Genomic DNA, 25,351 nt, shown 5'->3' with positions numbered 1-25,351 from the left:
GTTAGGCTGGCCTAACTTAAGGTATGAGTGTTCCGGGAGACAATCCCGGACCTGTGGGGAGGAGTGCGTGGTGGGTCATGGCTGGGAGGGCGTCGTCCTCAAGTTGATGCGCGGCAAGGACTTCGAGTTCACCGTGACCGGGGCGGAGGAGGTCACCGAGCACTTCCGGCGGGTGCACCTCACCGATGGCGGAATGCTCGCACTGACCGGCGTGCACCCCACCATGTGGGTTCGCGTGTGGTTCGACAACGGCGGCAAACCGCATCAGCGCGCCTACACCCTGGTGGATCCCGACCCCGCCGCCGGACCTTCAGCCTGGAGTTCGCCCTGCACGACGGGTGCGCGAGCGACTGGGCGCGCAAGGCCGAGCCGGGCGACACGATCGAAGCGACACTCCAGGGCACCGGCTTCGCCACGCCCGATCCACAGCCGGCGCGGCTCCTTGTTGTCGGTGACCCGGCCTCGCTCCCCGCGATCAACTCCCTGCTCGATGCGGTCCCGCGGGTGCCCGCGACCATCTGGTTCGAGACGAGCCACGAATCGGACCACAACCTGCCGCTACGACTGGACCCCGCGCACCACGAACTGCGCGGGATCCCCCGCCGTGACGCCGGCGCCCACCTGGTCGACGAGGTGAAGGCCGCGCTGCCCGCCCTGCTCGGCGACACGGCCGGCGCGTACGTCTGGATCGCCTGCGACACCACGACAACCCGTGCCCTCACCACGTACATACGCAAGGAACTGGGCCTGCCGAAGGATCGCGTCAACGCCCTCGGATACTGGCGCACGGCCTGAGTGCCGGCTCAGTACCCTGACCACGATGACGACAGCCGACCCGCTGTCGGGCGCTCTGCACGAAGCCGGTGACCCGCCGCTGCTTCCGGCCGCCGTATCAGCCGTGTCGGCGGGCGGCCCCTCGCTGCCGGCCCGCCGACACGACGCCCCAGCGGCCGCTATCGCGCGACCGGCAGAGTCACGCTGCTGACGCCGGTCCGTACCGTCATCCGGGTCCCGGCCGGGTAACGGAGCGTGTAGTCGTAGTCGGTCGAGATCAGCACCACGCCCAGCCGGTGCCCCTTCTTGAAGACGTACTCCTGCGGCTGCATTCCCCACTCCAGCCGGTACTCGCGTCCCTGCACCACCCTGTTCTGGCGTGCGATGGAGTCGCGGTTGCGGGCGTCCAGCCAGCCGCGCGACACGATCTTGAAATCGGCGGTCTCGGTACGGTGCTTCGTACGGTAGGCGCAGCCCGTGTCGCCGGGGATTCCCTCGCCGTAACAGACCTCCCGCGATGTGTCCGTGAGCGTCCCGGCCGTCGTGCGGGTGTCGGTGCCGTAGTCGACGAGCAGCGCCGTCACATAGGGCGATGTGCCGTCCAGCGAGGCGCGCACCGACACCTCGGGCACCCCGTTGACCCGGACATCCCTCGCCAGCGGGCCGGTGGCGTACGCGAGACGGTTCGCGTTCGTGCCGTCCGGATCGGTCACGAGCTGCTCCGCCGCGACCGTACGACCCGCATCCGACAGAGACTGCTTCACTGGCAGGCCGGGCAGCGGCGACAGACCGTCCGTATTCAGCCGCAGCGTCACATCACGCGTGCCGCGCGCCGGCCAGTCCGACTGTTGGCGCCAGCTGAAGTCCGCCTGCTCGACGTCGACCCGGGGTGCGTCCAGCGCACCGTTGTCCAGGCCGTAGAGCCAGTAGTCGAACCACTGGTGCAGCTGGCTCAGCCACTCCTCCATCCGCAGCGGCATCGGATTGATGTGACCCCCTTGGTGCAGCCACAGCTTGCGCGGCACGTGATTCCTCTTCAGCGCCTCCCACAGCTGCCCGGCGTTCCTGGTCTTCACATTCCAGTCGTTGAGGCCGTGCACGACGAAGACTCCGGCCTTGATCTTGCCGATGTCCTTGAGGTAGTCACGTTCTTGCCAGAACGGGCCCCAGTCCCCGGTCGCCCGGTCCTGCTCCGCCGTCAGCCGGTCCAGGACGGGCTTGCAGATTTCGCGGTCGGTGCGGCTGTACACGTACTTGGCGAGTACATCGGTGTCCTCGCCCTGGTAGCCGCCGGGCGCCACGACGCCGCCGTTGGCCCGGTAGTAGTCGTACCAGGAGGAGATCCCGGAAATCGGCACGATCGCCTTCAGGCCCTCAACACCGGTCGTCGCCACGGCCGTTGGCAGGGTGCCGTTGTACGAGATGCCCATCATCGCCGCATTGCCCGTCGACCAGGCCGCACCGACCGGCGCTCCGTTCAGGTCCCAGCCCTTCGCGCGGCCGTTCAGCCAGTCGACAGCGGCTTTCGCGCCGAGCGTCTCGTTGCGCCCGCCGGACGTCGGGCAGCCCGTCGAGCCGCCGGTGCCGACGCTGTCGACCTGCGCGACCGCATAGCCGCGCGGCAGGAAGTAGTTGTCGTAGTACCCGCCCCAGGGCACCGAGGGCCCGGTCAGCGCCGGTCGGTTCTTGCGCAGTCGCGGCGCCGCGGCGACCGGCAGCCCGTCCTCGTCGAGGTCGACGGCGTGGTTGAGTACGTCGTTGCCGCCGGCCCAGTACGGGCTCGCCTCGATGATCGTGGCGACCTTGAGCCCGGCATCGGTCTCCTTGGGCCGCAGGATCCGCATCCGGACGGTGTCGCGCCGCCCGTCACCGTCGCTGTCCGTCGCGGTCTCGATGTCCACCTGCTGTAACACCGCGTCGGCGCGGGAGAAGACGGGTTGCGTCCGGTTGCCGACGATCCTCGGCGCCGGGTCGTCCGCCTGTGCGACGGGGGCGGGCAGTGCCGTCAGTAACGAGGCCGCGACGGCCGTGACGCCCAGCCTCCGTACCGTACGGACAACAGTGGGTCTCGCCATCGTGCCTCCAGGGCCCGGGAAGTGACGATCACGCGGGAAGCGCGCGCACATTCCACCGCGTGCGTGTGCCGGGCGCCAGACCCTCTCCGGTCACACGCGGCCGGTGGTGCTGATCGGATCCTTCGGGTGGTTGGGCTCCACCGGAGCGTGGATGGCCGCAATGTATGTATACATGCATGTATTGGCGCGAGGCAGGTCTTGGTATGAGTGAATCCGCAGGTCGGCGCGCTGGTCGGAGCCCAGCAGACCCTGGTGGGCGGGGGCAGACGCGCGCCGGCGGGCCGATTACCGTGGGGGCATGACCACGAACAACCGAGTGGGCAGCCATCCACGGGCCCGGCGCGACCTCGTGCTGCCCGCGGGCATCCAGGCGGTCGCGGCCGGAGCGAGCCCGGCCGGAGTGAGCCTGGCCGGAGTGAGCCTGGCCGGAGTGAGCCCGGCCGGAGTGAGCCTGGCCGGAGTCCGGTCGCAGGACGCCGCGCGCGTTCTCCTGGGCCCGGCCGGCTCCTTCTGCCTGTTCGCCGAGGGGTGACCGGAATGGGCAGCAGGGCAGTCGGAGCGGCCGTACAGATCAGGCGGGCCACCGCCCGGGACGCGAAGCGGCTCACGCGGCTGATGCGCAACTCCCGTGCGTACGAGGGTCCGTACGCTCCGATGATCGCCGGCTACCGGGTGGGCCCCGACTACATCGAGACGCACCGGGTGTTCCTGGCTGTCGGCGAGGACGAGAGACTGCTCGGCTTCTACGCCCTTGTGCTGTCCCCGCCGGAACTCGACCTGATGTTCGTCACCGACGCCGCACAGGGTCTGGGCATCGGCAGGCAGTTGATGGAGCACCTGGTCGGCGAAGCGCGCGGCGCCGGGCTCTCGAGTGTCCGTATCGTCTCGCATCCGCCGGCGGAGGGCTTCTATCGCAGTGTGGGAGCGAACCGGATCGGCACGGTGAGCGCGAATCCGCCCGCGGTGATGTGGGACCGCCCTGAGTTGGTCCTGCCGATCACCTGACCGCAGCCCGCGGGAACTGCCTTCTGTGGCATGCCTGGTGAGGTCACACGCGCGGCTGCCCCGTCTCCTCGACCACCTCGCGCCCACCGCTGCTGCGGAGCGCCGACGGAGGGCCGGCGGCTGGGTCCGCCAAGTCGTCCCGGCAGGCCCCAGTCGTGGCTCAGCGGCCGTCAGTCCGCCGCTGTCAGTATTCGGCCGTCGGTCCGCTGCCGGCCGGCCAGCTTTCGTTCTTTCAGGTGATCACGGCCTGTCACCGCATTTGAAGGAGGCGGGGCTGGCCACGATGCCAGCATGACCAACAGGAGTCGCAGTATCGCGCTGAAGCGCAGCGCCTCAGTTCTGCCGGCCCTTGCGGCGGCCCTGCTCGCCGCACAGCCGGTGGCCGATGCCACTGCGGCTGATGCCGGCGGGTCCCCGTCCTCGGCGGCCGAGCGGCGCGTGTCGGCGTATCTGGACAGCATCCGTGAACAGCCGGAGGAGCTGGCTTCGTTCTTCCGGGCGCTTCCCAAGGGCGGCGAACTGCACAGCCATCTGTCCGGTGCGGCGTCGACCGAGCTGTTGATGGACCTGGCCGTCGCGGATGGTCTGTGCATTGAGAACGCCACTCAGCGGGCTCTGCCCCCACCGTGCCCGGCGAACAGTCGGCCCGCCGCCGAGATGCGTACCGACGCCGGATTCCGGCAGCTGGTCCTGCGCGCCTGGTCGATGCAGGACTTCACGTCGGGCGAGGAGTCCGGGCACGACCACTTCTTCGCCACCTTCGGCAAGTTCGGCGAGGCGACCTGGCGGCATCCAGGGAAGCTGATGGCCGAGGTGTCGAACAGGGTGGCCAAGCGGAACCAGTTCTACCAAGAGCTGATGATCACCCCGAACAGTCAGGGCGCCAGGGAGCTCGCCGACCGGGTCGGCTACGACGCGAACCTCTCGCGGCTGCACGAGAAGCTGCTGGCCGGCGGCGCCATGGACCGGATCGTGCGCCAGGCACGGGCCGAAGCGGACCAGGGCCTCGCGGAGTTCCGGGCCACCGCCCACTGTGACAGCGCGAAGCCGGATCCGGGGTGTGCGGTGCCGTTCCGGTTCATCTCGCAGGTCTCGCGCAACAGCGCTCCCGAGCGGGTCTTCACACAGATGGTGCTGGCCATGGAACTGGCCGAACGCGACCCGCGGTTCGCCGCGGTGAACCTGGTGCAGCCCGAGGACGGGGCCGTATCGCTGCGGGACTACAGCCTGCACATGCGCATGCTCGGCCTTTTGCACCGCGTCTATCCCCGGGCGCACATCACGCTGCACGCCGGCGAACTGGCGCCCGGCCTGGTCAAGCCCGAAGACCTGCGCTTCCACATCGCCGAAGCGGTGAACGTCGCCCATGCGGAGCGCATCGGCCACGGCGTCGACGTGCGGCACGAGGACGGGGCGGACAAACTGCTGCAGACGATGGCGGCGTCCCGTATCGCCGTGGAGGTCCCGCTCAGCAGCAACGACCAGATCCTCGGGATCTCGGGTCCCGAACACCCCTTCCCGCTCTACCGGCAGCGCGGCGTCCCGGTGGTGCTGGCCACTGATGACGCGGGCGTCTCCCGGATCACCGTCAGCGACGAGTACCTGCGCGCGGCCCGCTCGTACGATCTGTCCTACCGGGAACTGAAGGACCTCGCGCGCGCCTCTCTCGAGTTCGCGTTCCTGCCGGGCCGCAGCCTGTGGCGCACTCCGGACGGCTACCGCCCGGCGCGCGAGTGCCTCGCGGACCGTCCCGGGCAGCGCGTACCGGGCCCGGGCTGTTCGGCGTTCCTCGCGGCGAACGCGAAGGCGGCGGTGGAGTGGCGGCAGGAGGCCGCGTTCACGGCCTTCGAGCGCCGGGTTCCAGGGCCCGTCCGCAACTAGGTCCGCCCTGGCCGCCGTGCACGCTCAGCCCCAGCCGGATCGGGCCGTCACCCGGTCCGGCCTCGTCCTGAAGAACGTCCGACGGCCATGGAGTGTCTGATGCGCAAATGCCTACCGGGCTTCACCATTGCGGTGGCTACGGCATCGCTGATCGTGTTGTCGGGATGCGACAGCACCCCGGTCGAAACCAGCGCCGCGGGCGCCCGCGCCCCTACTCCGGCGGCCCGGGAGTTCTCCGGCCAGGTCGATGTGGGCGGCGGTCGGAAGATCTATCTCCACTGCAAAGGAAGCGGAAGCCCCACGACTGTTCTGGAGTCCGGGTTCCACGACTCGTCCGACACCTGGAACGTGACCGACACACGACCGCCCGTGCCGAAATCCCCTGCGGTCTTCCCCGGTGTCGCAATGTTCACGCGTGTCTGCGCATACGACCGGCCCGGAACAATCCGCCATGAGAAGCCTCCCGCGCTCACCGCCCGCAGCACGCCCGTGACCGGCGCGCGTTCCCTGACGGGAATGGTCAGTGATCTCGACAAGGTGCTGACAGCGGCGAAAGTCCCCGGCCCTTACCTACTCGTCGGGCACTCCTTCGGAGGAATGGTCACGCGGTTGTACGCCCAGCTCCATCCGCAGCAGACGGCCGGACTTGTCTTCGTCGACGCCTTCGGAACGAATATGAAGCCGTTCTTCGGCAAGGACTGGACTGCCTACCTCGAGTTGCTCAACCATCCCGGTACAGCGCTCGACACAAAACGCGGATTCGAGACCATTGACGTCGACGGCGCTGTTGAAGCAGTCACCGGAGCACGGCGGCTGCCGGATGTCCCCCTCGCCGTCGTCAGCAAGACGAAGCCCTTCGCCGTTCCGCCCGGAACCCCGAAGTCTCTCCTGGTGAGTCTTGAGCGGGCCTGGCCGAAAGTTCAGCAGACTCTGGTGAATCTGGAGCCGCAGACACCTCATTTCCTCGCCACGGGAAGCGATCACTACGTGCAGATCCATGATCCTGACCTGACGATCGGCGCGATCAGGCTTGTCGTCGGCCGGGTCAACAACGGTTCGTAGGGCCGGCCTCTGCCGAATCATTGGAGTGGACTTGGTCTCGCTGCAACGGAGGGGGACTGCAGCCAGTCCACCAGCAGCCGGTTGACCTCGTCGGCGCGCTCCTGCTGTACCCAGTGTCCGCAGCCTTCGAGAATGTGCGAGGAGACAAGCCCCGGGAGGGTCGTGGGAAAGGCCTGGACGGCGTCGGCCATCCAGGTGGTGGAGGCGTCGAGCTCGCCACCGATGAACAGGGACGGCTGACTGATGGGCGCCCCGTCCCATACGGCGAGATCCTCCCAGTCCCGGTCGACGTTTCGGTAGCGATTGAGCGCTCCGCTCAGTCCGGTCCGCTCGAACTCGTTCACGTACACGTCGAGATCGGTTTCCGAGAGCCACGAGGGCAGGGCCTCGCCGGTGAAACGATCGGAAAGCCTGCCGCCTTCGGGGACAAGGAAGAAGCGGCCGGTGCCGGCCGGTTGCATCGTGTCTCCGGAGAGCCCGGCATAGAACCCCGCCAGCCACGCACGGATGTCGGGCTCGATCTCCGCCTCTGCCCTGCCGGGCTCCTGGAAGTAGCTGACGTAGAACTCCTCGGTTCCGCCGATCTTCGCGAGGGCCTGCGTAGGCCGGACCCCGTTCCGAGGCGCGTAGGGAACGCTGAGAAGGCCTACCGCGGTGAAGACGTCGGGCCTCAGCAGCGCCGTGTTGGCGGCAATGGGTGAGCCCCAGTCGTGGCCCACGATCGTCGCGGTCTCCTCGCCGAGGGCATGCACGACGCCGACATTGTCGGCGACATGCGCCAGCATCCGGTAGGCCTCCACATCGAGAGGCTTCGACGAACGCCCGTAGCCGCGTACGTCGATGGCGACCGCGCGGAAGCCTGCCGCGGCGATCACCGGGAGCTGGTGGCGCCATGAGTACCACGACTCGGGAAATCCATGGACCATGAGGACCAGCGGACCGGCGCCCTGCTCCACCAAATGGATCCGACCGCCGGGGACATCCACCGATCGGTGCTTCACGTCCAGCAGCGGCGTGGACAAGCGAGTGGGCTGCGACACAGGTCCTCCTCGAGGATTTCATCGGCTCTCGTACCGGAGGCGAGCGACAGCAGGCTGACCGATCGTCAGAGTCCCGGACACGACCACCTCTGCCCACGATCATTCAGTCGTGCCACCATGAGCGCGAGAATTCTTGCCGTTTCGGCAACTCGCCGACCGGGTCAACCACACACTCGCGGAGACTTCACCCGGGCGGCGGTCAGTGGCGCATGGTTCCGTGGGCTCCACCACCTTGTTCCCTCGCGCGCCAGGAGCGAGACGATGGAAAGCCAACTGCTGGCCGCTGTACGTGTGTTCAGGCTGTGGCGAGGACGGCCACGGGAGCGGTCGCGGTCCGCAGTTTCGCGGCGATGCGGCGTGGTCACTGCCGGGTGAGCCATTCGCCGTACCACGAGAGCGTCGCGTCCAGTGCCTCGGCGAGCGGGGTGTGGTGCACGCCAAAGGATTCCTCGAAGGCCGACGAGTCCATGATCTGGGGCTCGGTGTGCTGGTAGAACATCTCGGCGTACTCGGCCATGAACACCTCGTCGAAGGGGCCGAAGGGACGGGCCTCGTCGAGGATCAGCGCACTCAGGGGCCGCCCGACGCGCTCTTCGATCATGGCGTGGATCTGGCGGGTGGTGAGCGCGGGCGCGGTGGGCAGGTGCCAGACGCGGCCGTCGCCCTCCTGGCGTTCGCCCAGTGTGGCCAGGCCGGCGGCGACGTCATCGATGTACGTGTAGCTGTGCGCCAGGTCGATGTTGCCAAGGCCCAGGATCTCACCGCTGGTCAGCGCTCCGGGGAACACCGCGCCGCCGAGGGTGGAGTTGACCACGCCGGGGCCGACGAAGTCGGCGGAGCGGCCCACGACCACGCGGGCGCGGCCGGCGTGGTGGGCGGCGAGGTACTTCTCGTCGAGGTCGGCGCGCATGCGGCCCTTGCGGGAAGTGGCCTTCCACGGAGTGTCCTCGGTCATCACCGCGCCGCCGGTCTCGCCGTAGGGGTAGAGGGTGTCGAGTACGACCAGCCGCGCGCCACTGGCCTCCGCCGCGCCCAGGACGGCCTCCTGAATGCGGGGCATCACCTCGACCTGCAGGTGATAGCCGACGTTGACGCAGTGGTAGACGACGGCGGCATCGGCTACGGCGGCCCTGGCGCCTTCGGCGGTGCTGACATCGGCGGCGTACCGCTCCACGCCGGTGAGCACCGGCCCGTCGGCCTTGCGGTCGACGAGACGGACCGCGTGAGAGCGGCGCACCAGTTCCCGGGCGAGCGCGGTGCCCGCAGGCCCCGAGCCGAGCACCACGTGGAGGTTGTCTTCAGCAGGCATGGCGTCTTCCGTTTCTTCTGGAGGTTATGGTCACTCGCAACAGTTAGAGACTGTAACTCTTATGATTGTCTCTCGCAAGGGTGTGGGTCGAGGTCGTCGGCAGGCTCGCGTCAATCCCCTGGAGGTGGCAGCAGAGAACGCCCGTCGGGATGCGTCGCGCGGCGGGGAGAAGAACCGCCCCTGGCCGACGGTGCCCAGATCTCGAGTGCCCGCTACCGGGGGCAGGCGCGCGGAAACAGGAGACGGCAGCGCGGCGACCCGGTCGTGCCGGCCCGCGGCCCGCGGCCGGTGGCCGGGACTCCGGGCGGCTACCGCCGGGCGGCGCGTATGGGCCGCGGATCGTCGGGGTCCTCGCGGAACCGGGCGTGGGCTGCGCCGAGCCGGGCCGGGGCTCTGTGGCCTTTCGCTCGTGCTGAAGGCCCGTCCGCTGGTGGACGGGCCTTCAGTTCCGTATGTGTGTCATTCCGTATGTGTGTCATGGGGAGGGTGCGGCCGGGCCAGGGCCGGCCGGCGACGCGGTCCCGAGAGTGCGGGCCAGGGCTGTCTCCCGGCGGCCCGGGCCCGTGATCGGGGCTATTCGGCGTCCGGCCCCTGTGCCCGCACCTGCTGAACGTGTTCGAGGGAGTCGCGCAGGTCGCTCAGCCATGTGTCCGCGTTGCGCTGCACCAGACGGACGCACCAGGCGAGTGCGTCGCTGCGGCTTCGGGCGACTCCGCCGGCGATCAGGGTGTCGAGCGCCTGACGCTCGGGCTGGCGCAGTCGGGTCATCACCGGTGTGGACACCGTGGTGAACATGGCGCGCTTACCGCCGCACTCCACGCCCCACGAGACCTTGCGCCCGAACCGGTGCTCGGCCTCGCGCGCGACCCCGATGCGTTCGTCGCGGGTGCGTTCCCGGAACTCCGAGATGCGCCCGTCCAGGGAAGCGTCGCGTTCCACCTTGGATGCCTCTGCGGCGAGGTCGGGCTCCGGGATCCGGCCGACGACGGTGATCTCCTCACGGTCCACGGTGATGTCCAGGAGTTCGACGAAGAGTCCTTCCGGCAGCCGCCCGGCGAACCAACCGCGCAGCGCCTCTACCTGCTTGGTAATCATGTAATTCAGATTACGCCGCTGATGTGCGGGGGGAAGGGAGTCAGCCCACGGCGTAACGCGGCTCTGCCTCCGCTGTCCGGCGGCCGCAGTCCGAGGGCTCGCGTGCGGCCGGAGCCCCGCCTAGGGTTTCCGTATGTAGGAGCAGAACGGCAGATACCCCTTGCCCGCGCCCTGGAAGGGCACATGACCCGTAGCCCTTTGACGGTGGACGGCCGCCACGCAGGGGCCGGCCCGCGGAGCGGTGGCCGTCGGGCTCTGCCACGGGTGGGAGCGGGCCCCGGAGCGCAGCGCTGGGCGCGGCGGCCGCGCCTGGCGGCAGTGGTGAGAGGTGCGTGCGATGCGTGAGATCCTCCCTGCGCTCAGGCGCTGGTACGAGGCCGGAACGGCGTTCGGGCTCGCCACCGTTGTCGCGGTCAGCCGCAGTGCGCCGCGCGGGCCCGGCGCCGCGATGGCGGTGGGCCCGAACGACGAAGTCGTGGGCAGCGTCTCCGGCGGCTGCGTGGAGGGGGCAGTTTTCGAACTCGCCAAGGAGGTCGTGGAGACCGGTCGGCCACGGCTGCAGGCCTTCGGCTACAGCGAGGAGGACGCCTTCGCCGTCGGGCTCACCTGCGGCGGTGAGATCACGCTCCTCGTACGCCCCGTGTCGGCCGCCGTCGACCCCTCGTTCGGCGAGGTCGCGGCGTCCGTCGCCGAGCACCGCCCGGTGGTGGTCGCGACGGTGATCGACGGTCCTGCCCAGCGCGGCGCCACCCTCGCCGTATGGCCCGATTCGGTGTCCGGCTCGCTGGGATCGAGCGGCCTCGACGTGGCGGTCACCGCCGACGCGCGCGGAGAGCTGGCGCAAGGAGCGACGGGGCGGCGGCACTACGGCCCGCACGGCGAACGGCGCGAGGACGACGTCACCGTGTTCCTGCAGTCCTTCGCGCCGCCCCCGAGGATGCTGGTCTTCGGCGCGATCGACTTCGCCGCCGCGGTGGCCCGGATCGGCGCGTTCCTCGGCTACCGGGTCACGGTGTGCGACGCGCGCCCGGTCTTCGCCGACCCCCGCCGATTCCCGGACGGGGTGGAGGTGGTGGTCGAGTGGCCGCACCGGTATCTGCTCGGCACGGAGGTCGACGGGCGGACCGTGATGTGCGTGCTCACCCACGACCCGAAGTTCGACGTTCCACTGCTCGAGGTCGCCCTGGACTCGCCGGCCGCGTACATCGGCGTGATGGGCAGCCGTCGCACGCACGAGGACCGACTGGCGCGGCTGCGGGAGAGAGGAGTCGTCGAGACGGAGATGGCGCGGCTGCGCTCGCCCATCGGACTCGACATCGGCGCCCGTACGCCCGAGGAGGTGGCCGTCTCCATCGCGGCGGAGATCGTCGCTCTGCGGTGGGGCGGCAGCGGCAGCCCGCTGGCCGAGACAGCCGGGGCCATCCATCGTCCGCGTCTGAGGCCGGTGTGAGCGTTGTGCGGTGGTCGGCCACGGTGGCACCTCGCGGCACCACGACGGCGGTCGAACCTGCCGTCAGGGAGGCATGTGCCGGACCGGCAGAGCAACAGCCCAGCTATTGACGGGAGTTGACCGACGGTCGCAGAATGACACGTCATTCCGTTGAGGAGGGGACCGGCCGTGGCGCAGGGCGTGGTGGACAAGCGGGACGCGATACTGCGCGCGGCGGGCAAGGTGTTCGCCGAGCGCGGCTACCACGCGACCGGCATCTCCGACATCGCCCGGGAACTCGGTGCCGGGCACGGGACCTTTTACCGGTACTTCAAGAACAAGGAAGACATCGCGCGCAGCGTGGTCTCGCGCGCGCTGGGTCAGGTCATGGATGCCCTCGCCGACGAGGACCCCGGCTCCTGCCGGTCGTTGGCGCAGTACCGCGAACAGGTCCGGCGTATCGGCCACAAGCTCTTCGACCTTGTGGTGGCCGAACCCGCGCTGTGCCGCATTCTCTTCTACGACGCCATCGCGATCGACCGGGCCGAGCCGGATCTGGCCGGCAAGGCCATGGAAGCGGCGGCTCGGTACACCGCTGCCTTCATCCGCAACGGGCAGGACCGAGGCTTCCTGCGGCGCGATCTCGACGCCCATGTGGTCGGCCTCGCGGTGAACGGGATGATCGTGACCGGGGCGGTGCGGCTGCTGCATGCACAGGACCCCGACGCCATGCGTGATCCATGGATCCGCACGGTGGAGACGCTCATGTTCGACGGCCTCGGCTCCCGCTGAGCCGCAGGCCCGCAAGGACCGCTCATTTCTTCTGCCTTGAAAACGGAATGACGTGTCATTCCGGAAAGGGAGCGCGATGGTCCAGGTGGATGTCTTCTGGTCCTATGGGATAGGCGCGAGTTTCGCCACCGCCGCCGCCCATCAGCTCAGGACCGGCAACGGCCGTGCGGGGCACGGCGGCCGGTGGTCCAACCCCTATCTGATGGGGGCCGTCCTCTACTGCGCGGTGCTCTTCGCGCCCAGCGGTGCGTGGCTCCTCTGGGGCTTTCCGGACTGGGAGACGATGCAGGTCGCAAGCGGCCACAGTGCGCTGCCCGCCTGGCTCGTGGCGCTGTTCGCCGCGACGAATGTGAGTCAGGGCGTGCTCGGCTTCTGGGTTGCGGAGCGGCTCATCGCCTCGGGCCGGGTGTACGCGGCCTTCCTGCAGGCGGGGGTCGGGTACACCGGCATGTTCTTCATCCTCGTCCACGGCTGGGACGGCCGTGGGTACCAGCGCTTCTTCTCCGCCGACCGGGAGACGTTCGCGGCGGCGTGGCCCGAGCAACCCGGAGCGGGGGAGGCCCTGTCGCGTGCGGGCGGCTGGCTCACCTCGCCGGTCGCGCTGACGCTGTACGCCATGGGCGTCGTACTCGTCCCGGTCATGCTGGCGCTGATGGCCTTCTGGATCCGGTCCGGGCAGCGCGAGGCGGGCACCGAAAGCGTGACAGGCCGCATCCGCATCCTCGGCGCCGTGCTGGGGGCGGTCTTCGGAGTGGCGCTCGGCACGGCTGTCGTTGCCTCGGTCCTGGTGCACCTGCTGGGCTGGTGGCTCGGCGTCCCGGTCGCGGTCCTTCTCGCGGCGCTCCTCGTCGTACGACGGGGTGGTGCGGCCGAGCGCGTCTTCGCGACGCTTGCGCTGCCGGACCGTCCCGGCGGCCGGGGACAGCGGCTCCTCGCCACGGGGGAGTGACCTGACGGTGGCCGGCGGATCTGCTCGGCGGCCCCTGCCGGGGTAGCGGCCCGTGGCCCAGGCCCGGCGCGCTGCCGGACCTGGGCCGCTCCCACGGGACCTCACCGGCCTCGTCCACCGGTGCCGAGTAGCGTCACCCCGCTCCGCAGTGGACCGTGGCCGCCGCCCAGTCCGCATGGTCGTGGGCGTCGCCGTCGCCGCCGTCGGTCACCCGCAGCCGGAGCTTCTGTGCGCCGGCCACATTGGCCTCGACGGCGACAGCCGCATCCTCGTTGGTGAGCAGCCGGCTCGAGTGGACGCGCTCGCCGTCGGCGTAGACCTCGAAGACGACGCTGCCGTACGGGTCCGCCTCGTCGTCGAGACCGGCCTCGGCGGTGAACGTCGAGCAGTTGCCGCCCAGGAAGACCTCCACGCTCGAGTCGGCGTGCACGCCCAAGCCATGCTCGTACGCCGCATGGCCGATCGTGAGGGCCTTCCCGTCGCCGGGGGCGGATTCGCCGTTGCTGGTGTTGCGCTCGACCGGGCCCCAGCCGTTGTCGGCGGTGATGAAGTCCATCGTGGACACACGCACATCACCGCGCGGCGGGGGCGGGGTTCCGTCGACATCGACCGTTGCCCCGCTGTCCACCCGCGCCCCGCCGGTGGAGGAGGCGGAGACCTGGGCGGCGACGGGCCGCATGCCGTCCGGGGTCTCCTTGCCACGGGTGATGACGGCGGTCACGGTCGCCGACGTACCGGGGGCCAGATCGCCGATGGGGGAGGCGCCCGGGTCGGCGGTCCAGCCCGTCGGCGGGTCGAAGGTCGCGGCGACATCCTTCAGCGGTGTGTCGCAGCGGTTGGTTACGGTCAGCTTCGCCGGCGTGGACCGGCCCGCCGGCAAAGTGGTGTCATCGGCGGTGAGTTGCGCGGCCGGAGTGCAGACCACCGGTCCGCGCGGAGTCCCGGTACGGCCCTCCGCACCGGTCAGCGGGCGCAGCCGCAGTGTGTACGCGTACTCCTGGTCGGGCTGCACCTGGTACTGGGGCAGCACGGTGTGGAAGGTTTCGCTGACACCGCTGACGGCCTGGTTCAGGTGCAGCGTGTTGCCCTTCGGGTTCTTCCGCAGGGCGAACGGATAGGCGGCCCGGTCGATGCCGGTGTACGGAGTCACTCCCGCGGAGAAGTTCTGCGTCCCCGAGACCAGCAGGCCGCCTGTGCCGTCGGACAGGGAAGCCCAGCGGACGCCCTCGTGGTTGCCGTAGTCCTGCGGCTTGGTGTAGCCGGAGAACTGCCGGTCAACGTTGGTCGCGTACACGCCGACGGGAGCGCCGTCCGTGCGGTCGTTGTAATTCTCCTGCGGCCCGCGCCCGTACCAGGTGAAGGTGTCGTAGCGGTCCGGAAGCGTCAGGGCCAGGCCGATGCGGGGAAGGTAGGGCACCGTTCGGGCTTTGCCCTGGGCGTCGACGCGGTGGTCGATGCGTATCTCTCCAGTGCCCGTGACCGTGTAGCGCAGGGTCTGTGTGAAGGAGGAGCCCTTGACGCCGGGGGCGGCGGCCGTGCTGGGGACGGTGACAGTGACCGCCCCGTCCCGTTCGGCGACCTTGACCTTCCCCGGCGTGGTCTTGAGCCGGTCCAGTCCGGCCTCGCGCCAGGGGCCCTCCTCCGAGCCGATCTCATTGCTGACCGGCGGCCGCCAGGCGTCCAACTCCGGTCCCGCGCCCAGCAGTTCGCGCCCTCCTGCCTTCATGGAGATCAGCTCACCGCTTGTGCGGTCGAAGAGGTAGGAGAAGCCCTTCCCGGCGATCGTGATCCGGGTGCCGGTCTCGCTGGTCTTCACCTTGCCGGGCGCTTCGGCCTTCAGCACGCCGGCGAGCTGTCGACCGCCGATGTCGAACTGCTCGACGGCGACACGGTGTCCGGCCTTCGCCCAGCCGGTGTCCTTGGCCTGCACCGCCTCCACGGTCAGCTGGCGGTCGGCGCCCTTCGGGTTGGCCGGCGGTTTCGGCAGCTGGATTCCCGCCCTCTCACCGGGCTTGAGGGGGAGGGCTCGGCCGCCGCGGGCGAGGGTCCTGTCTCCCTCGGTGATCTTCCACTGCAGCCGCAGATCGCCGGTGCCGGTGAAGGAGCGCTCGTTGAGCACGGTGATCTTGCCGGCTCCGGCATCCGGGGCCGAGATACGCACGGGTGCGTGGACGGCGGCCATGGCGCGAGCCTCGGGCTGCACGGTGCGGTCGGTGGAGACCACTCCGTCCACGCCGCCGGTGCCGGACCCGTACGAGTAGTAAGTCCCCTTCGTGGTAAGGGTGTCGAAGTCGAGCGCGAGGACCGCGTCGGCGGCGGGGTCGGTCTCCAGCCGCTGCGGGGTGAGCGCCGCGTGGTAGACGCGGACCTGGTCGACTGTGCCGTGCGTCATGCGGGTGGTGATGTTCTCCTGGCCGTTCTCGGGGTCACGGCCGATGTTCACTGGCTGGGCGGAGTACGCAATCGTGCCCTCCCAGCCGGTCGCGGCCACCTCCTTGCCGTCCATGAAGAGCTTGAGTGCGGCGCCGTCGAAGGTGGCCGAGATCCGGTGCCATTTCCCGTACCAGTCACCGGGCACCTTCGCCGCGGCCGCGTGCCAGGTGCCGCCGCCGTAGACGGAGAACTCCAGGGTGTCCTTGTCCTTCATCTTCAGCATGTAGCTGTGATTGCCCTTGGCGATCACGGTGAAGTCGCCGGTCCACTCGGCCGGCTGGACCCAGGAGTCAAGTGTGAGGCCGCCGGAGACGGCGTCGAGTTTCGGGTCCCGGTAGACCTCCACAAAGTCGTCCAGGCCGGAGAGTGCGAGCGCCTTGCCGCGGTGCCCGGTGACATGGTCGGGCTTTCCGGTGACGTAGGAGAGAATGCCGTTCCCCGAGGAATCGGGGGTGGTGACCAGCGGCTGGGTGATGTTCTGCTCCGCCCAGTCCCAGATGTAGCCGCCCTGCACCTGGGGGTATGTGCGGACCACGTCCCAGAATTCGCGGAAGTTGCCGAGCGAATTGCCCATGGCATGGGCGTACTCGCCCATGATGATGGGCTTGGTGGTGGCCTTGGCCTTCTCCTCGAGGCCCGATGGTGACGGGTAGCGCGGCCCCCACACGTCGGCGAACGGGGCGTCGCCGTCGGGGGAGTTGGACTGGTGGTAGACCGGCCGGGACGGATCGTTCTTGTCGAGGAAGTCCGCCATCGCGTAGTGCGCCTTGCCGAGCCCTGCCTCGTTGCCGGTGTCCCACATCAGCACGCTGGGGTGGTTCTTGTCCCGCTGGTACATCGCCGTGAAGCGGTCCATGAATGCTTTCTGCCACTCGGGCCGCTCGGCCAGGCAGTTGTCGGGGCAGCCGTCGTGGTGGTGGGTCTCGATGTCCACCTCGTCGTCGATCCACAGGCCCTGCGCGTCGGCCAGCTCGTACAGATACGGATCGGACGGATAGTGGGAGGTGCGTACCGAGTTGATGTTGAGCTGCTTCATCAGCGACACATCGGACGCGGTGCGTTCGAGCGTCGCATGGCGGCCGGTTCTGGGGTCGGTCTCGGCACGGTTGGTGCCCTTGATCAGGATCCGCTTGCCGTTGACGAGCAGCTGCTTGTCCTTGACCTCTGTCCTGCGGAAGCCGACCGGCTGGGCGGTGGTGTGCGTCACCTGGCCGTCCGCGCCCAGGAGTTGCACGACGAGGGTGTAGAGGTTGGGCGTCTCGTCCGTCCACTTCGCCGGAGCGGCGACGTCGGCCCTGAGGGTGGCGGATGGCACGCCGCCGCCGGGATCAACCTGGCCCGACATCGTTGTCACCTTGCGTCCGCGCTGGTCGTAGAGCGTTCCGGTGACCTTGTGCGCACCGTCTGCCGCCGCGTCCTTGGCGGTCACATCGACCTTGGCGCTCAGCCGCGCATCACGGTACTGGGCGTCCAGGTCGGTTTTGATGGTGACATCTCGTACGTAGGTGGCGGGTGTGGAGTACAGCTCGACCGAGCGGAAGATGCCCGCGAAGCGCCACTGGTCGTAGTCCTCCAGGTGGGCTCCCGAACTCCAGCGGTGGACCTGGAGCGCGATGGTGTTCTTCCCCGGGCGCAGATGCTCGCTGATGTCGAATTCGGCGGGGGTGTAGCCGCCTTGGTCGTATCCCGCGTACGCGCCGTTGACCCAGACCAGATAGCCGCTGGTGACACCCTCGAACCGCAGGAACGTCCGGCGCCTCTGCCAGCTGCCGGGCAGCTCGAAGTTGCGGACGTACGCCCCGGTCGGGTTGACGTCGTGCGGGACCTTCGGCGGGTCGTCCGGATACATCTCGGTGGGGATATTGCGGAAGACAGGGTGGTCGAGACCGTCCGTCTGCCAGGTGTGCGGGACCTCGACGCTCTTCCAGCCGCTCCCGGCCGTGTCGTACCCGGGCGAGAAGAAGCCCTTGGGGACATCCTCGGGACGCTTGGACATGTGCAGTTTCCAGGTTCCGTCGAGCGAGGCGGTCCACGGGCTGTGGGAGCCGCCTTCGAGCGCGCTCGCCGTGTCTGCGTACGGAGTCAACTCGGCGTGCGCCGGCTCCTGTCCGATCCCGGTCGCTTCCGGATCCTCGAGCAGTCGGTAGACGTCGGCGGGAGGGTCAGCGGCACCGGCTGCCGCAGCATTCGCGGACGGCACGGGCGCCGCGAGCGCCCCGGCGAGGGCCAGCACGGCCAGTCCTCGGAACGTACGGCGGAGTCGGAGCATCAAGTGGACCACCCTCCTGGTGAGGTGTAAATCGCTCCAGAACCAACAGGACCGCACAGTAGCGAACGCGAACACATGCGCCTAGAGGACGCCTAGAGGTCCGATGCGATGACTTCACGGCCAGGAGAGAGAGGCGAAATGACTGTGCCGACGCGTGGCGGTGGTCGCCGACCGGCACCTGGCGGGGCGTGTAGCGTCGCTTCACTACTTCTGGTTCGGGGTGGGTGTTGGATGGTGGCATGGCAACGTACGTGCTCATCCCCGGTGCTGACGGCCGCGCCTGGTACTGGCATCGCCTTGTGCCGGAGTTGCGTCGGCGGGGACACGACGTGGTGGCCGTCGACCTGCCTCGGGAAAACTCCGCGGGGCTCGCCGAGCACGTGGACGCTGTGGTGCGGGCGATCGGCGGCCGAGGTGGTGTGGTGCTTGTGGCGCAGTCACTCGCCGGGTTCACCGCGCCCCTGGTCTGCGAGCGAGTGGCGGTTGACCAGCTGATTCTGGTCAACGCCATGGTGCCGGCCTACGGTGAGACGGCAGGGCAGTGGTGGGAGAACACGGGCCAGGCCGCGGCGCGTTCGGCGTTCGCGGTCCAGCAAGGACGCGGGCCGGACCCCGAGTTCGATCTGCTGATCGACTTCTTCCACGACGTTCCGCGGGAAGTGACCGAGGAGGCGATGGCTCAGGGAGCTTCCGAGCCGTCCGCGGCCCTGTTCACCCAGCCGTGGCCGCTGCGGGAGTGGCCGCATGTCCCCACGCGGTTTGTGCAGGGCCGCGAGGACCGGTTCTTCCCGATCGATTTCCAGCGCCGGATCGTCGAGGAACGACTCGGCATCAGCGTCGAGGACATGCCCGGTGGACACCTCATTGCGCTCAGCCGGCCGGCGGAACTGGCCGAGATGGTCTGCCGCTCATGAACCGTCGGGCGCGTAACGGTTGCCGGTCCGTCCGGGGGGTGCCTCAGGGGACGTCCGCACCTTGCCGTTGCTGATCGGGAGCGACGAGCGTCCGGGTGAGCGGGATCCGGGAGAGCGCGAAGACACCCGTGGCGATCATGACGACGCCGAGCAGTTGCGGCAGCAGCCACCAGCCGGAGCGGACGTGTTCCTCGTAGATGATGATGCCGAGGGCCATGCTCACCGTCGCGTCGCCGAGAGTGATCGCGGGCTGGGAGGCGACCAGGGGGCCGGCCTGCAGCGCGTTCTCGAGCAGGAAGAGCGCACCCGCGCCTGCCGCCGCGAAGGCATAGGTCTGCCAGGCGGTGAAGAAGGCCGCGACCCCCTCGTCGTCCAGGATGTGCATCGCCGCCTTCATCAGTGCGGCGGTCAGCGCGTAGCTGATGGCGGTGGCCGTACCCAGACAGGCCGCGCGGGCCCGGCCCTCAGGGCGTCTGAGCGCCGCCAGGGCGAGCACGACGACGGCTCCGGCGCACACCGCGAGCGCGGGCACCCAGCGGTCCAGCGGTACATGGGTGCGGTTGCCCGCGGGAGACGAGGCGGCAAGGGCGACGCCGAGGCCCGCCACCACAACGGTCACGGCGATCCAGCCGACGCGGGGCAGGTGCCGGCGCATCAGGAGCGAGGCGACGATCAGGGTGAGTGGCAGTTCGAGGACGAAGAGGGGCTGGACCACCGTCATCGGCCCGGTCGCCAGGGCCACCGCCTGGCAGACCGCGGCGGCGATGACGGCGAGGATCCCGGTCAGCCAGACGGGGCGCCGCAGCAGATCGAGCATCAGCCCGGCGCGGAAGCCGTCGGAGCGGGGCACGCTGACGGCCGCCCGGCGCTGCAGCACCGTGGCGACGGCGTTGCAGAGTGCCGCGCCGAGCGCGAAGAAGACCGGCAGCAGGGTGCGCACCGTGGTCGGCCTCCGGAGGTCAGCGGTCGTCGAGGTACAGACCGGATGCGGGCTGTGAGAACAGTCGTCGGGCGTTCGCGTCGAGACCGGCGAAGCCTTCGACCAATTGCGCCGCGACGCGCCAGTCGCCGTCGTTCCCGTCTCCTGGCCGCCCGTTGGCCGGAGTGTCATCCGTTGACTCGGACGGCCGGCCGTCACCCGGTGCCTTACCGGGCTCGAGCGGTGGAGCGAACTCCCAGACGTGGAACGCCTTTCCGGTGAAGGTGTCGCTCACCGGCGATCCGTCGAGCCGGTGTCGCAGAAAGAAGTCCAGGCGGGTGTGGGCGCGCCAGCGGCCGTCGGGCAGCCGCTCCGGCCGGGACATCTGCTCCATGGTGTGGGCTTCGTCGAAGAACTCGGCACGGGCCTCGAGGAAGTCCCGCAGCCCCTGCTCGCCCTGCCAGATCAGTCCGTCGACGAAGCCCGAACGGAAGTCGTCGGTGAGAACTGCCTCGCGCATCCGCTCCGCCGGCGCATGGGCCTGCAGCAGAGCGAAGTACCGCTCGATCGTGTCCCAGATCAGCGGTGCAGCGCGCTCGGAAAGACATGCGACCTCCCATGTTCCGGATCGGTCCGGCGGCCGGCACCGCCGCCGGAACGGGCCGTCTGCACTTTCCTGCCATGGTGGCCCCGGACCGCCTTTCCCCGCGATCCGGACCGCCTTCCCCCGCGATCCGATCCGGACCGGCCGGGCTGCGGACCGGCGACCGTGAGCCGACAATGGGACGAGGGCGCCCGCCCGACCCACTCGCGACGATGCGACTGAGTCGGCTGAGAGGAATGTGCGCATGCGCGCAGAGACGTCATCGGCCGCGCGGAAAGGGGCCTTCACCGCGGTCGCGGTCGCGTTGTTCTGCATTCAGGTCGACTTCTTCGCTCTGAACCTCGCCATCCCAGGAATCGCGGACGAGTTCGGCGTATCGCCTTCGGCCGCCCAGTGGACCCTCTCCGCGTACATGCTCGCTCTCGGCTGCTTCTTCATCGTGGGCGGCAGACTGGGAGACGTCTTCGGGCGGCGGGGCATCCTGCTCGTCGGAATCGCGCTGTTCGCGGCCGGTTCCGTGGGGTGCGTGCTCGCTCCCCGGCTGGCGGTGCTGGTGGCCGCCCGGATCGTCCAGGGCATTGGTGCCGGCCTTGTCTTCCCGGTGTCCGTCGCCGTGGTCAGCAATGCCTTCCCTCAGGAGAGCCGGGCCCGCGCGCTGGGCGCCGCCTTCGGTATCGCCAACATCGGCACCGCACTGGGCCCGTTCGTGGGCGGCGGCTTCACCGAAGGTCCTGGCTGGCGCTGGATCTTCTGGCTGCTCGCGCTGCTCAGCACCCTGGGGCTCCTCATCGCGGTCGTGTACGTCCCCGACTCACGGGACACCTCGGCGCCCCGCCAGCTCGATCTGATCGGATGCGGCACCATCGTGTGCTGTCTGGCCGCCCTCACGCTGGCGGTGGAACGCGGCAGCGCCTGGGGCTGGGACAGCGCCCGCACCCTCACACTCTTCGGGGCCGCGGTGCTGACGGGCGGCCTCTTCCTGCTGCGCGAACGGCTGGCCCGGCATCCGCTGGTCGACCTGCGCCTGTTCCGCAACATCCCGTACGTCCTGGTGACCGGCATGGGCACGGTCGCCAACATGGGCTACGCCGTCACGGTGTTCCTGGCGACGCTCTATCTCCAGGGCGTGCGTGGCCTGTCCCCGCTCATGGCGGGGGTCGTGTTCCTGGCCCCTGCGGCAGTCGTGGCTCTGACCGGGCCGCTGGGGGCCCGGCTGGCACCGCGGATGCGTCCCACGGCGGTAATGGCCCTCGCCGGAGCGATCGCCGGGACGGGGATGATCGCGCTCGGCAACGTCACGGCATGGTGGCTGTACGTCCCCGTGTTCGCCTGGTGCGGGCTCGGCCTCGGGCTGGGCTGGACCTTCTCCAGCGTCGCCACCCAGCAGGTCGTACCACCCGCCCGCGCGGGCGAGGCGTCCGGCGTCCTGCTGACCTTCCTGGTCACCCTGGGTGCCGTCGCCCTCGCGGCCGCGGCGGCCACGATCACGGCGATGGCCCCGGAGTATCCGCCCGAGGACGCCTACGACGCGATCCTGCGCGTGGGCGGAGCCGTGATCCTGCTGGCGTCCGTCGTCGTCATGGCCGTACGCCACCGGCTCGTCGTCCACGGCAAGGTCCCGGCGCTGTCCATGCACGCGCCCTGGCCGCCCGCGGACGCGGGCGGCAGTACCCGTGAGGCCCGGCCGTGACCGGCACACGCACTGCCCAACCGCGGAAGGCTCGTCACCCATCCGCCTGGCGATCCGCCTGGCGCAATCCGGAGAGGGCACCGATCGTGCGCCGGGCTGTCCGGGTGACCGCGGCCGCCTGTGCCGGCTTCTATCCGTTCGTGTACGGGATGGATCGGCCGGCGACCGCGCTGTACGCCCTGTTCGGGCCGGTGGCGCTCGGGATGCTGTCACCGATCCCCGGGTCCGGGCGGCAGCGGGCGGCCGTGATGCTGCGCGCGCTGCCGGTGGGCCTGGTGCTGGTCGCGCTGGGGACGATGCTGGCCGTACACACCTGGGCGGCGGTCATCGGGATGCTGGTCGTCGGATTCGTCCTCGCCTTCGCGGCGGTGGCGGGGCCCCGCCCGGCCGGCGCGGCACCCGGGCTCCAGCTCTTCTACATCCTGGCCTGCTTCCCGCCCTACGCGCCGGAAGCTCTCGGGGAGCGGCTGACCGGTCTTACCCTGGGCGTGCTGCTGCTCGTCGCCTGCGAGCGCTTCCTGCTGCCCGAGCCGCCGACCACCTCGTACCGGGAGAGCCTCGCGGACGCCATCGCGATCGCGGGCCGCGCCGCCGCGGATGCAGCCAGGGGCCGGCCCGCCGAGGCGGCCGCCGGTGCGGCGGACCGGCTCAGGGCGACCGGCCGGGAGTTGCGGTTTTCCCAGATTCCGCCCGCCGAACGGCCCGCCGGGGCAGGGCGGGTGGACCGGGCCCTGACACAGGCCGGGTCCGCCGCGCGCCGACTGCTGGACCTACTGGCGCGGTTGGGCGAGACCACGGCGCTCGTCGGCACGGCCGCCACTGGCACGATCGGCCGCGGCGCGGGCGCCGACACTGCCTCGGCCGATCTCCTCGACCGCATCGCGGCACTCTGCGCCGCCACCGCGCCAGCCCTGCGCGCCGGCCGGTTGCCCCCGCAGCCCGGGTCCCCGGACCTGGAGACGGCGATACGGGACTTCCAGGCCCTGCGAATCACGCAGGCGACGGGACCGCCGAAGGACGTGCTCCCCCTCCCGCTGCTCCGCCGTCAGGCCGCGGTCCTGGCCACGGCCGAGTCGGCCCGGGTTCTGGAGACCGCCGTACGGGTCGCTCTGGACGGCAGGCGCACGCCGCCGATCCAGCCGCGCGAACTCTTCTGGTATGCCGACATGCGTACCTCCCTCCTGTGGTGGCGGCGCCTCGCCGGCAATATGACGCTGCATTCGGTCCAGTTCCAGAACGCCATCAGGACCGCCTTCGGGCTGGGCGCCGCCCGGCTGGTGGCAGGCTCCCTGGATCTGACCCACGGCTTCTGGGTGCTGCTCGCCGTGCTCACTCTCAGCCGTACCACTGCCGCGGAGACCTGGAAGGCCGTGCGTCCGGCGCTGTTCGGCACCCTCGTCGGCGCGGTCGCGGCGGGCACACTGCTGCTCGTCGTGGGACGGCACACCGATGCCTTCGCGCCGGTCCTCGCGCCCTGCATGCTGGCCGCGTTCGCGCTCGGGCCACTGTTCGGGATCGCCTGGGCGCAGGCTCTGTTCACGCTCGTGGTGTCAGCAGCGTTCGCCCAGATCGCCCCCGCTTCCTGGCAGCTGGCCGCGGACAGGATCGTGGACGTTCTCGCGGGCAGCGTGATCGGTCTGCTGTGCGGGCTGCTCGCCTGGCCGGCCGGTGCCCGGCACGAGGTGCGAAGAACCATGGCCGCGCTGCTGCATTCCTCCGGCCCGCTGATCACCGGGACTGTCGGGGTGCTCCTGGCCACGCCGCCAGGAGCGGCACCTCTGCCGCCCACGCTCCCCCTCCTGCACCGGCTGCGCCTTGCCGAGGCCGCGTACCTGCAGTACCGGAGCGAACCGAGCGATCCGTCGGCCGTGCTCATGGACTGGCATGCCGTGCTCATCGCGGCGAACCACATCCTGGTCGGTGCTCAATGGCTGCCCCGCTTCGATCAGCCCACGGTCGCCGTCACCCCGGAGGCCGCCGCATGGGCCCGTACGACGGCCGAACGGCTCGTACTGGCAGCCGAACGGCTCGCGGCGCTCTGCGCCGGGGAGAGGCAGCCGCCTGCGCTCCCGGCGTACCGCAGACCTCCCGATGTACCGGGCGGCGGCGCACCCCTGCCCATGCTGATCGACCTCGAGCACTGGCTGAGCAGCCTCACCGCGCAACTCGCCCGCATCGAGAGCTCGGTGCCGCCCTCATGGCGAGGAGCGGCGGTCGGACGAAGTTGACCTCGGCCTAACCGCTACTCCTCGGTGCGCCGTGGGGGGTCCTGCTCATGAGGCCTTTGCACGCCTCAATCGGCGTACTCCGAAGGGCGACTGACGAAGCGACTCATTGACTTCGCCCATCGGCACTGATTCAGTGGCTCAGCCACTCATCCACTGAACAGCGAAGGAGGGACGGCATGGAGGCGCTGCCCCGCGAGACCATCGTCGATGTCCTGGAGACCCGGCTGCGCGAGGACATCCTCGCCGGGCGGCATCCGGCCGGCAGCTATCTGCCGCCGGAGCGCCAACTCGCCGACGGATACGGCGTCACCCGTACCACCCTCAAGCACGCCTTCGGCCGCCTCGTCCAGGCAGGACTGCTGGAGACGCGGCACGGAGTGGGCACACGGGTGCGCGACTACGCGCGACTCGGCGGTGCCGATCTGCTGCCCATGCTGGTGAGGCACAGCCCGGACTGGATCGGTGAAATCTTCGAAGTGCGGCGCAGCATCGGCGCGTTGATCGCCGAGCGAGCAGCGGCCCGCGCCACCGAGGAGCACCGGGCCGAGCTGCGCGCCCTGCTGGCGGCGGTGCGGGTGGCCGAGGGCGGAGACGCGGTGCAGCTCGCGGACATCGAGGTGCACCGGGCGCTGGCCCGTGCCACCGGGAATCGTGTGTACGTGCTGCTGACCAACACTCTCTTCAACGCCTACTTGCCGGTGCGGGCCGCCCTCGTGGGCCCCTTCACCAGCCCCGATGCAGCACACGCCAGGCTGCAACCCGTGGTCGAAGCCGTGGCGGCGGGCGACGGGAGTGGCGCTCGGCGAGCCGCGGAGACATATCTGACGGCAACGGAGCGGATCATGCTGGAGGGCCTCGCATGAGTACACGTACGCGGAGGAGA

18 protein-coding genes and 1 pseudogene are annotated in these 25,351 nt (G+C 69.9%); 12 read left to right on the top strand and 7 right to left on the bottom strand.

The genetic code is table 11. From position 1 onward, the window contains the following. The first annotated feature begins 70 nt into the window (after nucleotides 1-70). Nucleotides 71-795: pseudogene (locus tag OG966_RS03290) on the top strand (siderophore-interacting protein). A 158-nt stretch (nucleotides 796-953) separates the two neighbouring features. On the opposite strand, the gene OG966_RS03285 reads toward OG966_RS03290, so the two are convergent. After that, complete coding sequence (locus OG966_RS03285) at nucleotides 954-2,849, bottom strand: Xaa-Pro dipeptidyl-peptidase (protein WP_326647817.1); 1,896 nt, start codon at nucleotides 2,847-2,849, stop codon at nucleotides 954-956. Nucleotides 2,850-3,147: 298 nt separating this feature from the next. Here OG966_RS03285 and OG966_RS03280 point away from each other — a divergent pair, with 298 nt between their 5' ends. From OG966_RS03280 to OG966_RS03265, 4 genes are all read left to right on the top strand, one after another. Continuing rightward, nucleotides 3,148-3,381: a hypothetical protein gene (locus tag OG966_RS03280; RefSeq protein ID WP_326647816.1), complete on the top strand. Its 234-nt coding sequence runs from the start codon at nucleotides 3,148-3,150 to the stop codon at nucleotides 3,379-3,381. A gap of 5 nt (nucleotides 3,382-3,386) precedes the next feature. Further along, nucleotides 3,387-3,854 carry a GNAT family N-acetyltransferase gene (locus OG966_RS03275; protein ID WP_326647815.1) on the top strand — a complete coding sequence of 156 codons (468 nt, stop codon included), beginning with the start codon at nucleotides 3,387-3,389 and terminating at the stop codon, nucleotides 3,852-3,854. A 291-nt stretch (nucleotides 3,855-4,145) separates the two neighbouring features. Further along, nucleotides 4,146-5,735: an adenosine deaminase family protein gene (locus OG966_RS03270; protein WP_326647814.1), complete on the top strand. Its 1,590-nt coding sequence runs from the start codon at nucleotides 4,146-4,148 to the stop codon at nucleotides 5,733-5,735. Nucleotides 5,736-5,834: 99 nt separating this feature from the next. Continuing rightward, a complete protein-coding gene (locus OG966_RS03265) occupies nucleotides 5,835-6,797 on the top strand; it encodes an alpha/beta fold hydrolase (RefSeq protein ID WP_326647813.1) in 963 nt (320 codons plus the stop codon). Nucleotides 6,798-6,814: 17 nt separating this feature from the next. Here OG966_RS03265 and OG966_RS03260 read toward each other — a convergent pair whose 3' ends face one another. The 3 genes from OG966_RS03260 to OG966_RS03250 form a co-directional block, all read right to left on the bottom strand. Then, the gene (locus tag OG966_RS03260; protein WP_326647812.1) at nucleotides 6,815-7,837 is read right to left on the bottom strand and encodes an alpha/beta fold hydrolase; all 1,023 of its coding nucleotides are present in this window, start codon (nucleotides 7,835-7,837) and stop codon (nucleotides 6,815-6,817) included. 361 nt (nucleotides 7,838-8,198) lie between these two features. Beyond that, nucleotides 8,199-9,146, bottom strand: a complete 948-nt coding sequence (locus OG966_RS03255; RefSeq protein ID WP_326647811.1) for an NAD-dependent epimerase/dehydratase family protein — start codon at nucleotides 9,144-9,146, stop codon at nucleotides 8,199-8,201. 573 nt (nucleotides 9,147-9,719) lie between these two features. Then, nucleotides 9,720-10,241, bottom strand: a complete 522-nt coding sequence (locus tag OG966_RS03250) for a hypothetical protein (RefSeq protein WP_326647809.1) — start codon at nucleotides 10,239-10,241, stop codon at nucleotides 9,720-9,722. 337 nt (nucleotides 10,242-10,578) lie between these two features. Here OG966_RS03250 and OG966_RS03245 point away from each other — a divergent pair, with 337 nt between their 5' ends. The 3 genes from OG966_RS03245 (at nucleotide 10,579) to OG966_RS03235 (ending at nucleotide 13,411) form a co-directional block, all read left to right on the top strand. Beyond that, nucleotides 10,579-11,691: an XdhC family protein gene (locus OG966_RS03245; protein ID WP_326647807.1), complete on the top strand. Its 1,113-nt coding sequence runs from the start codon at nucleotides 10,579-10,581 to the stop codon at nucleotides 11,689-11,691. Nucleotides 11,692-11,859: 168 nt separating this feature from the next. Continuing rightward, the gene (locus OG966_RS03240; RefSeq protein WP_326647805.1) at nucleotides 11,860-12,462 is read left to right on the top strand and encodes a TetR/AcrR family transcriptional regulator; all 603 of its coding nucleotides are present in this window, start codon (nucleotides 11,860-11,862) and stop codon (nucleotides 12,460-12,462) included. 76 nt (nucleotides 12,463-12,538) lie between these two features. Next, nucleotides 12,539-13,411, top strand: coding sequence for a hypothetical protein (locus tag OG966_RS03235; protein WP_326647803.1), 873 nt, complete (start codon nucleotides 12,539-12,541; stop codon nucleotides 13,409-13,411). Between the two features lie 133 nt (nucleotides 13,412-13,544). Here the strand turns inward: OG966_RS03235 and OG966_RS03230 are convergent, their stop codons facing one another. Next, nucleotides 13,545-18,113, bottom strand: coding sequence for a glycoside hydrolase family 2 TIM barrel-domain containing protein (locus OG966_RS03230; protein ID WP_326647801.1), 4,569 nt, complete (start codon nucleotides 18,111-18,113; stop codon nucleotides 13,545-13,547). 239 nt (nucleotides 18,114-18,352) lie between these two features. On the opposite strand from OG966_RS03230, the gene OG966_RS03225 reads away from it, so the two are divergent. Beyond that, complete coding sequence (locus OG966_RS03225) at nucleotides 18,353-19,027, top strand: alpha/beta fold hydrolase (protein WP_326647800.1); 675 nt, start codon at nucleotides 18,353-18,355, stop codon at nucleotides 19,025-19,027. 43 nt (nucleotides 19,028-19,070) lie between these two features. Here OG966_RS03225 and OG966_RS03220 read toward each other — a convergent pair whose 3' ends face one another. Both OG966_RS03220 and OG966_RS03215 read right to left on the bottom strand, forming a co-directional pair. Next, a complete protein-coding gene (locus OG966_RS03220; RefSeq protein WP_326647799.1) occupies nucleotides 19,071-19,967 on the bottom strand; it encodes a DMT family transporter in 897 nt (298 codons plus the stop codon). A 19-nt stretch (nucleotides 19,968-19,986) separates the two neighbouring features. Beyond that, nucleotides 19,987-20,466 carry a hypothetical protein gene (locus OG966_RS03215; protein ID WP_326647797.1) on the bottom strand — a complete coding sequence of 160 codons (480 nt, stop codon included), beginning with the start codon at nucleotides 20,464-20,466 and terminating at the stop codon, nucleotides 19,987-19,989. A gap of 328 nt (nucleotides 20,467-20,794) precedes the next feature. On the opposite strand from OG966_RS03215, the gene OG966_RS03210 reads away from it, so the two are divergent. From OG966_RS03210 to OG966_RS03200, 3 genes are all read left to right on the top strand, one after another. Further along, nucleotides 20,795-22,240: an MFS transporter gene (locus OG966_RS03210; RefSeq protein WP_326647796.1), complete on the top strand. Its 1,446-nt coding sequence runs from the start codon at nucleotides 20,795-20,797 to the stop codon at nucleotides 22,238-22,240. A 149-nt stretch (nucleotides 22,241-22,389) separates the two neighbouring features. Next, nucleotides 22,390-24,468, top strand: a complete 2,079-nt coding sequence (locus tag OG966_RS03205; RefSeq protein WP_326655069.1) for an FUSC family protein — start codon at nucleotides 22,390-22,392, stop codon at nucleotides 24,466-24,468. 176 nt (nucleotides 24,469-24,644) lie between these two features. Further along, nucleotides 24,645-25,331 (top strand): FadR/GntR family transcriptional regulator, encoded by a 687-nt coding sequence (locus OG966_RS03200; RefSeq protein ID WP_326647794.1) that lies wholly within the window; start codon nucleotides 24,645-24,647, stop codon nucleotides 25,329-25,331. Nucleotides 25,332-25,351: the final 20 nt, after the last annotated feature.

Source organism: Streptomyces sp. NBC_01750, from assembly GCF_035918095.1.
Lineage (GTDB): Bacteria > Actinomycetota > Actinomycetes > Streptomycetales > Streptomycetaceae > Streptomyces.
This window is presented reverse-complemented; position numbering and strand designations above follow the sequence as displayed.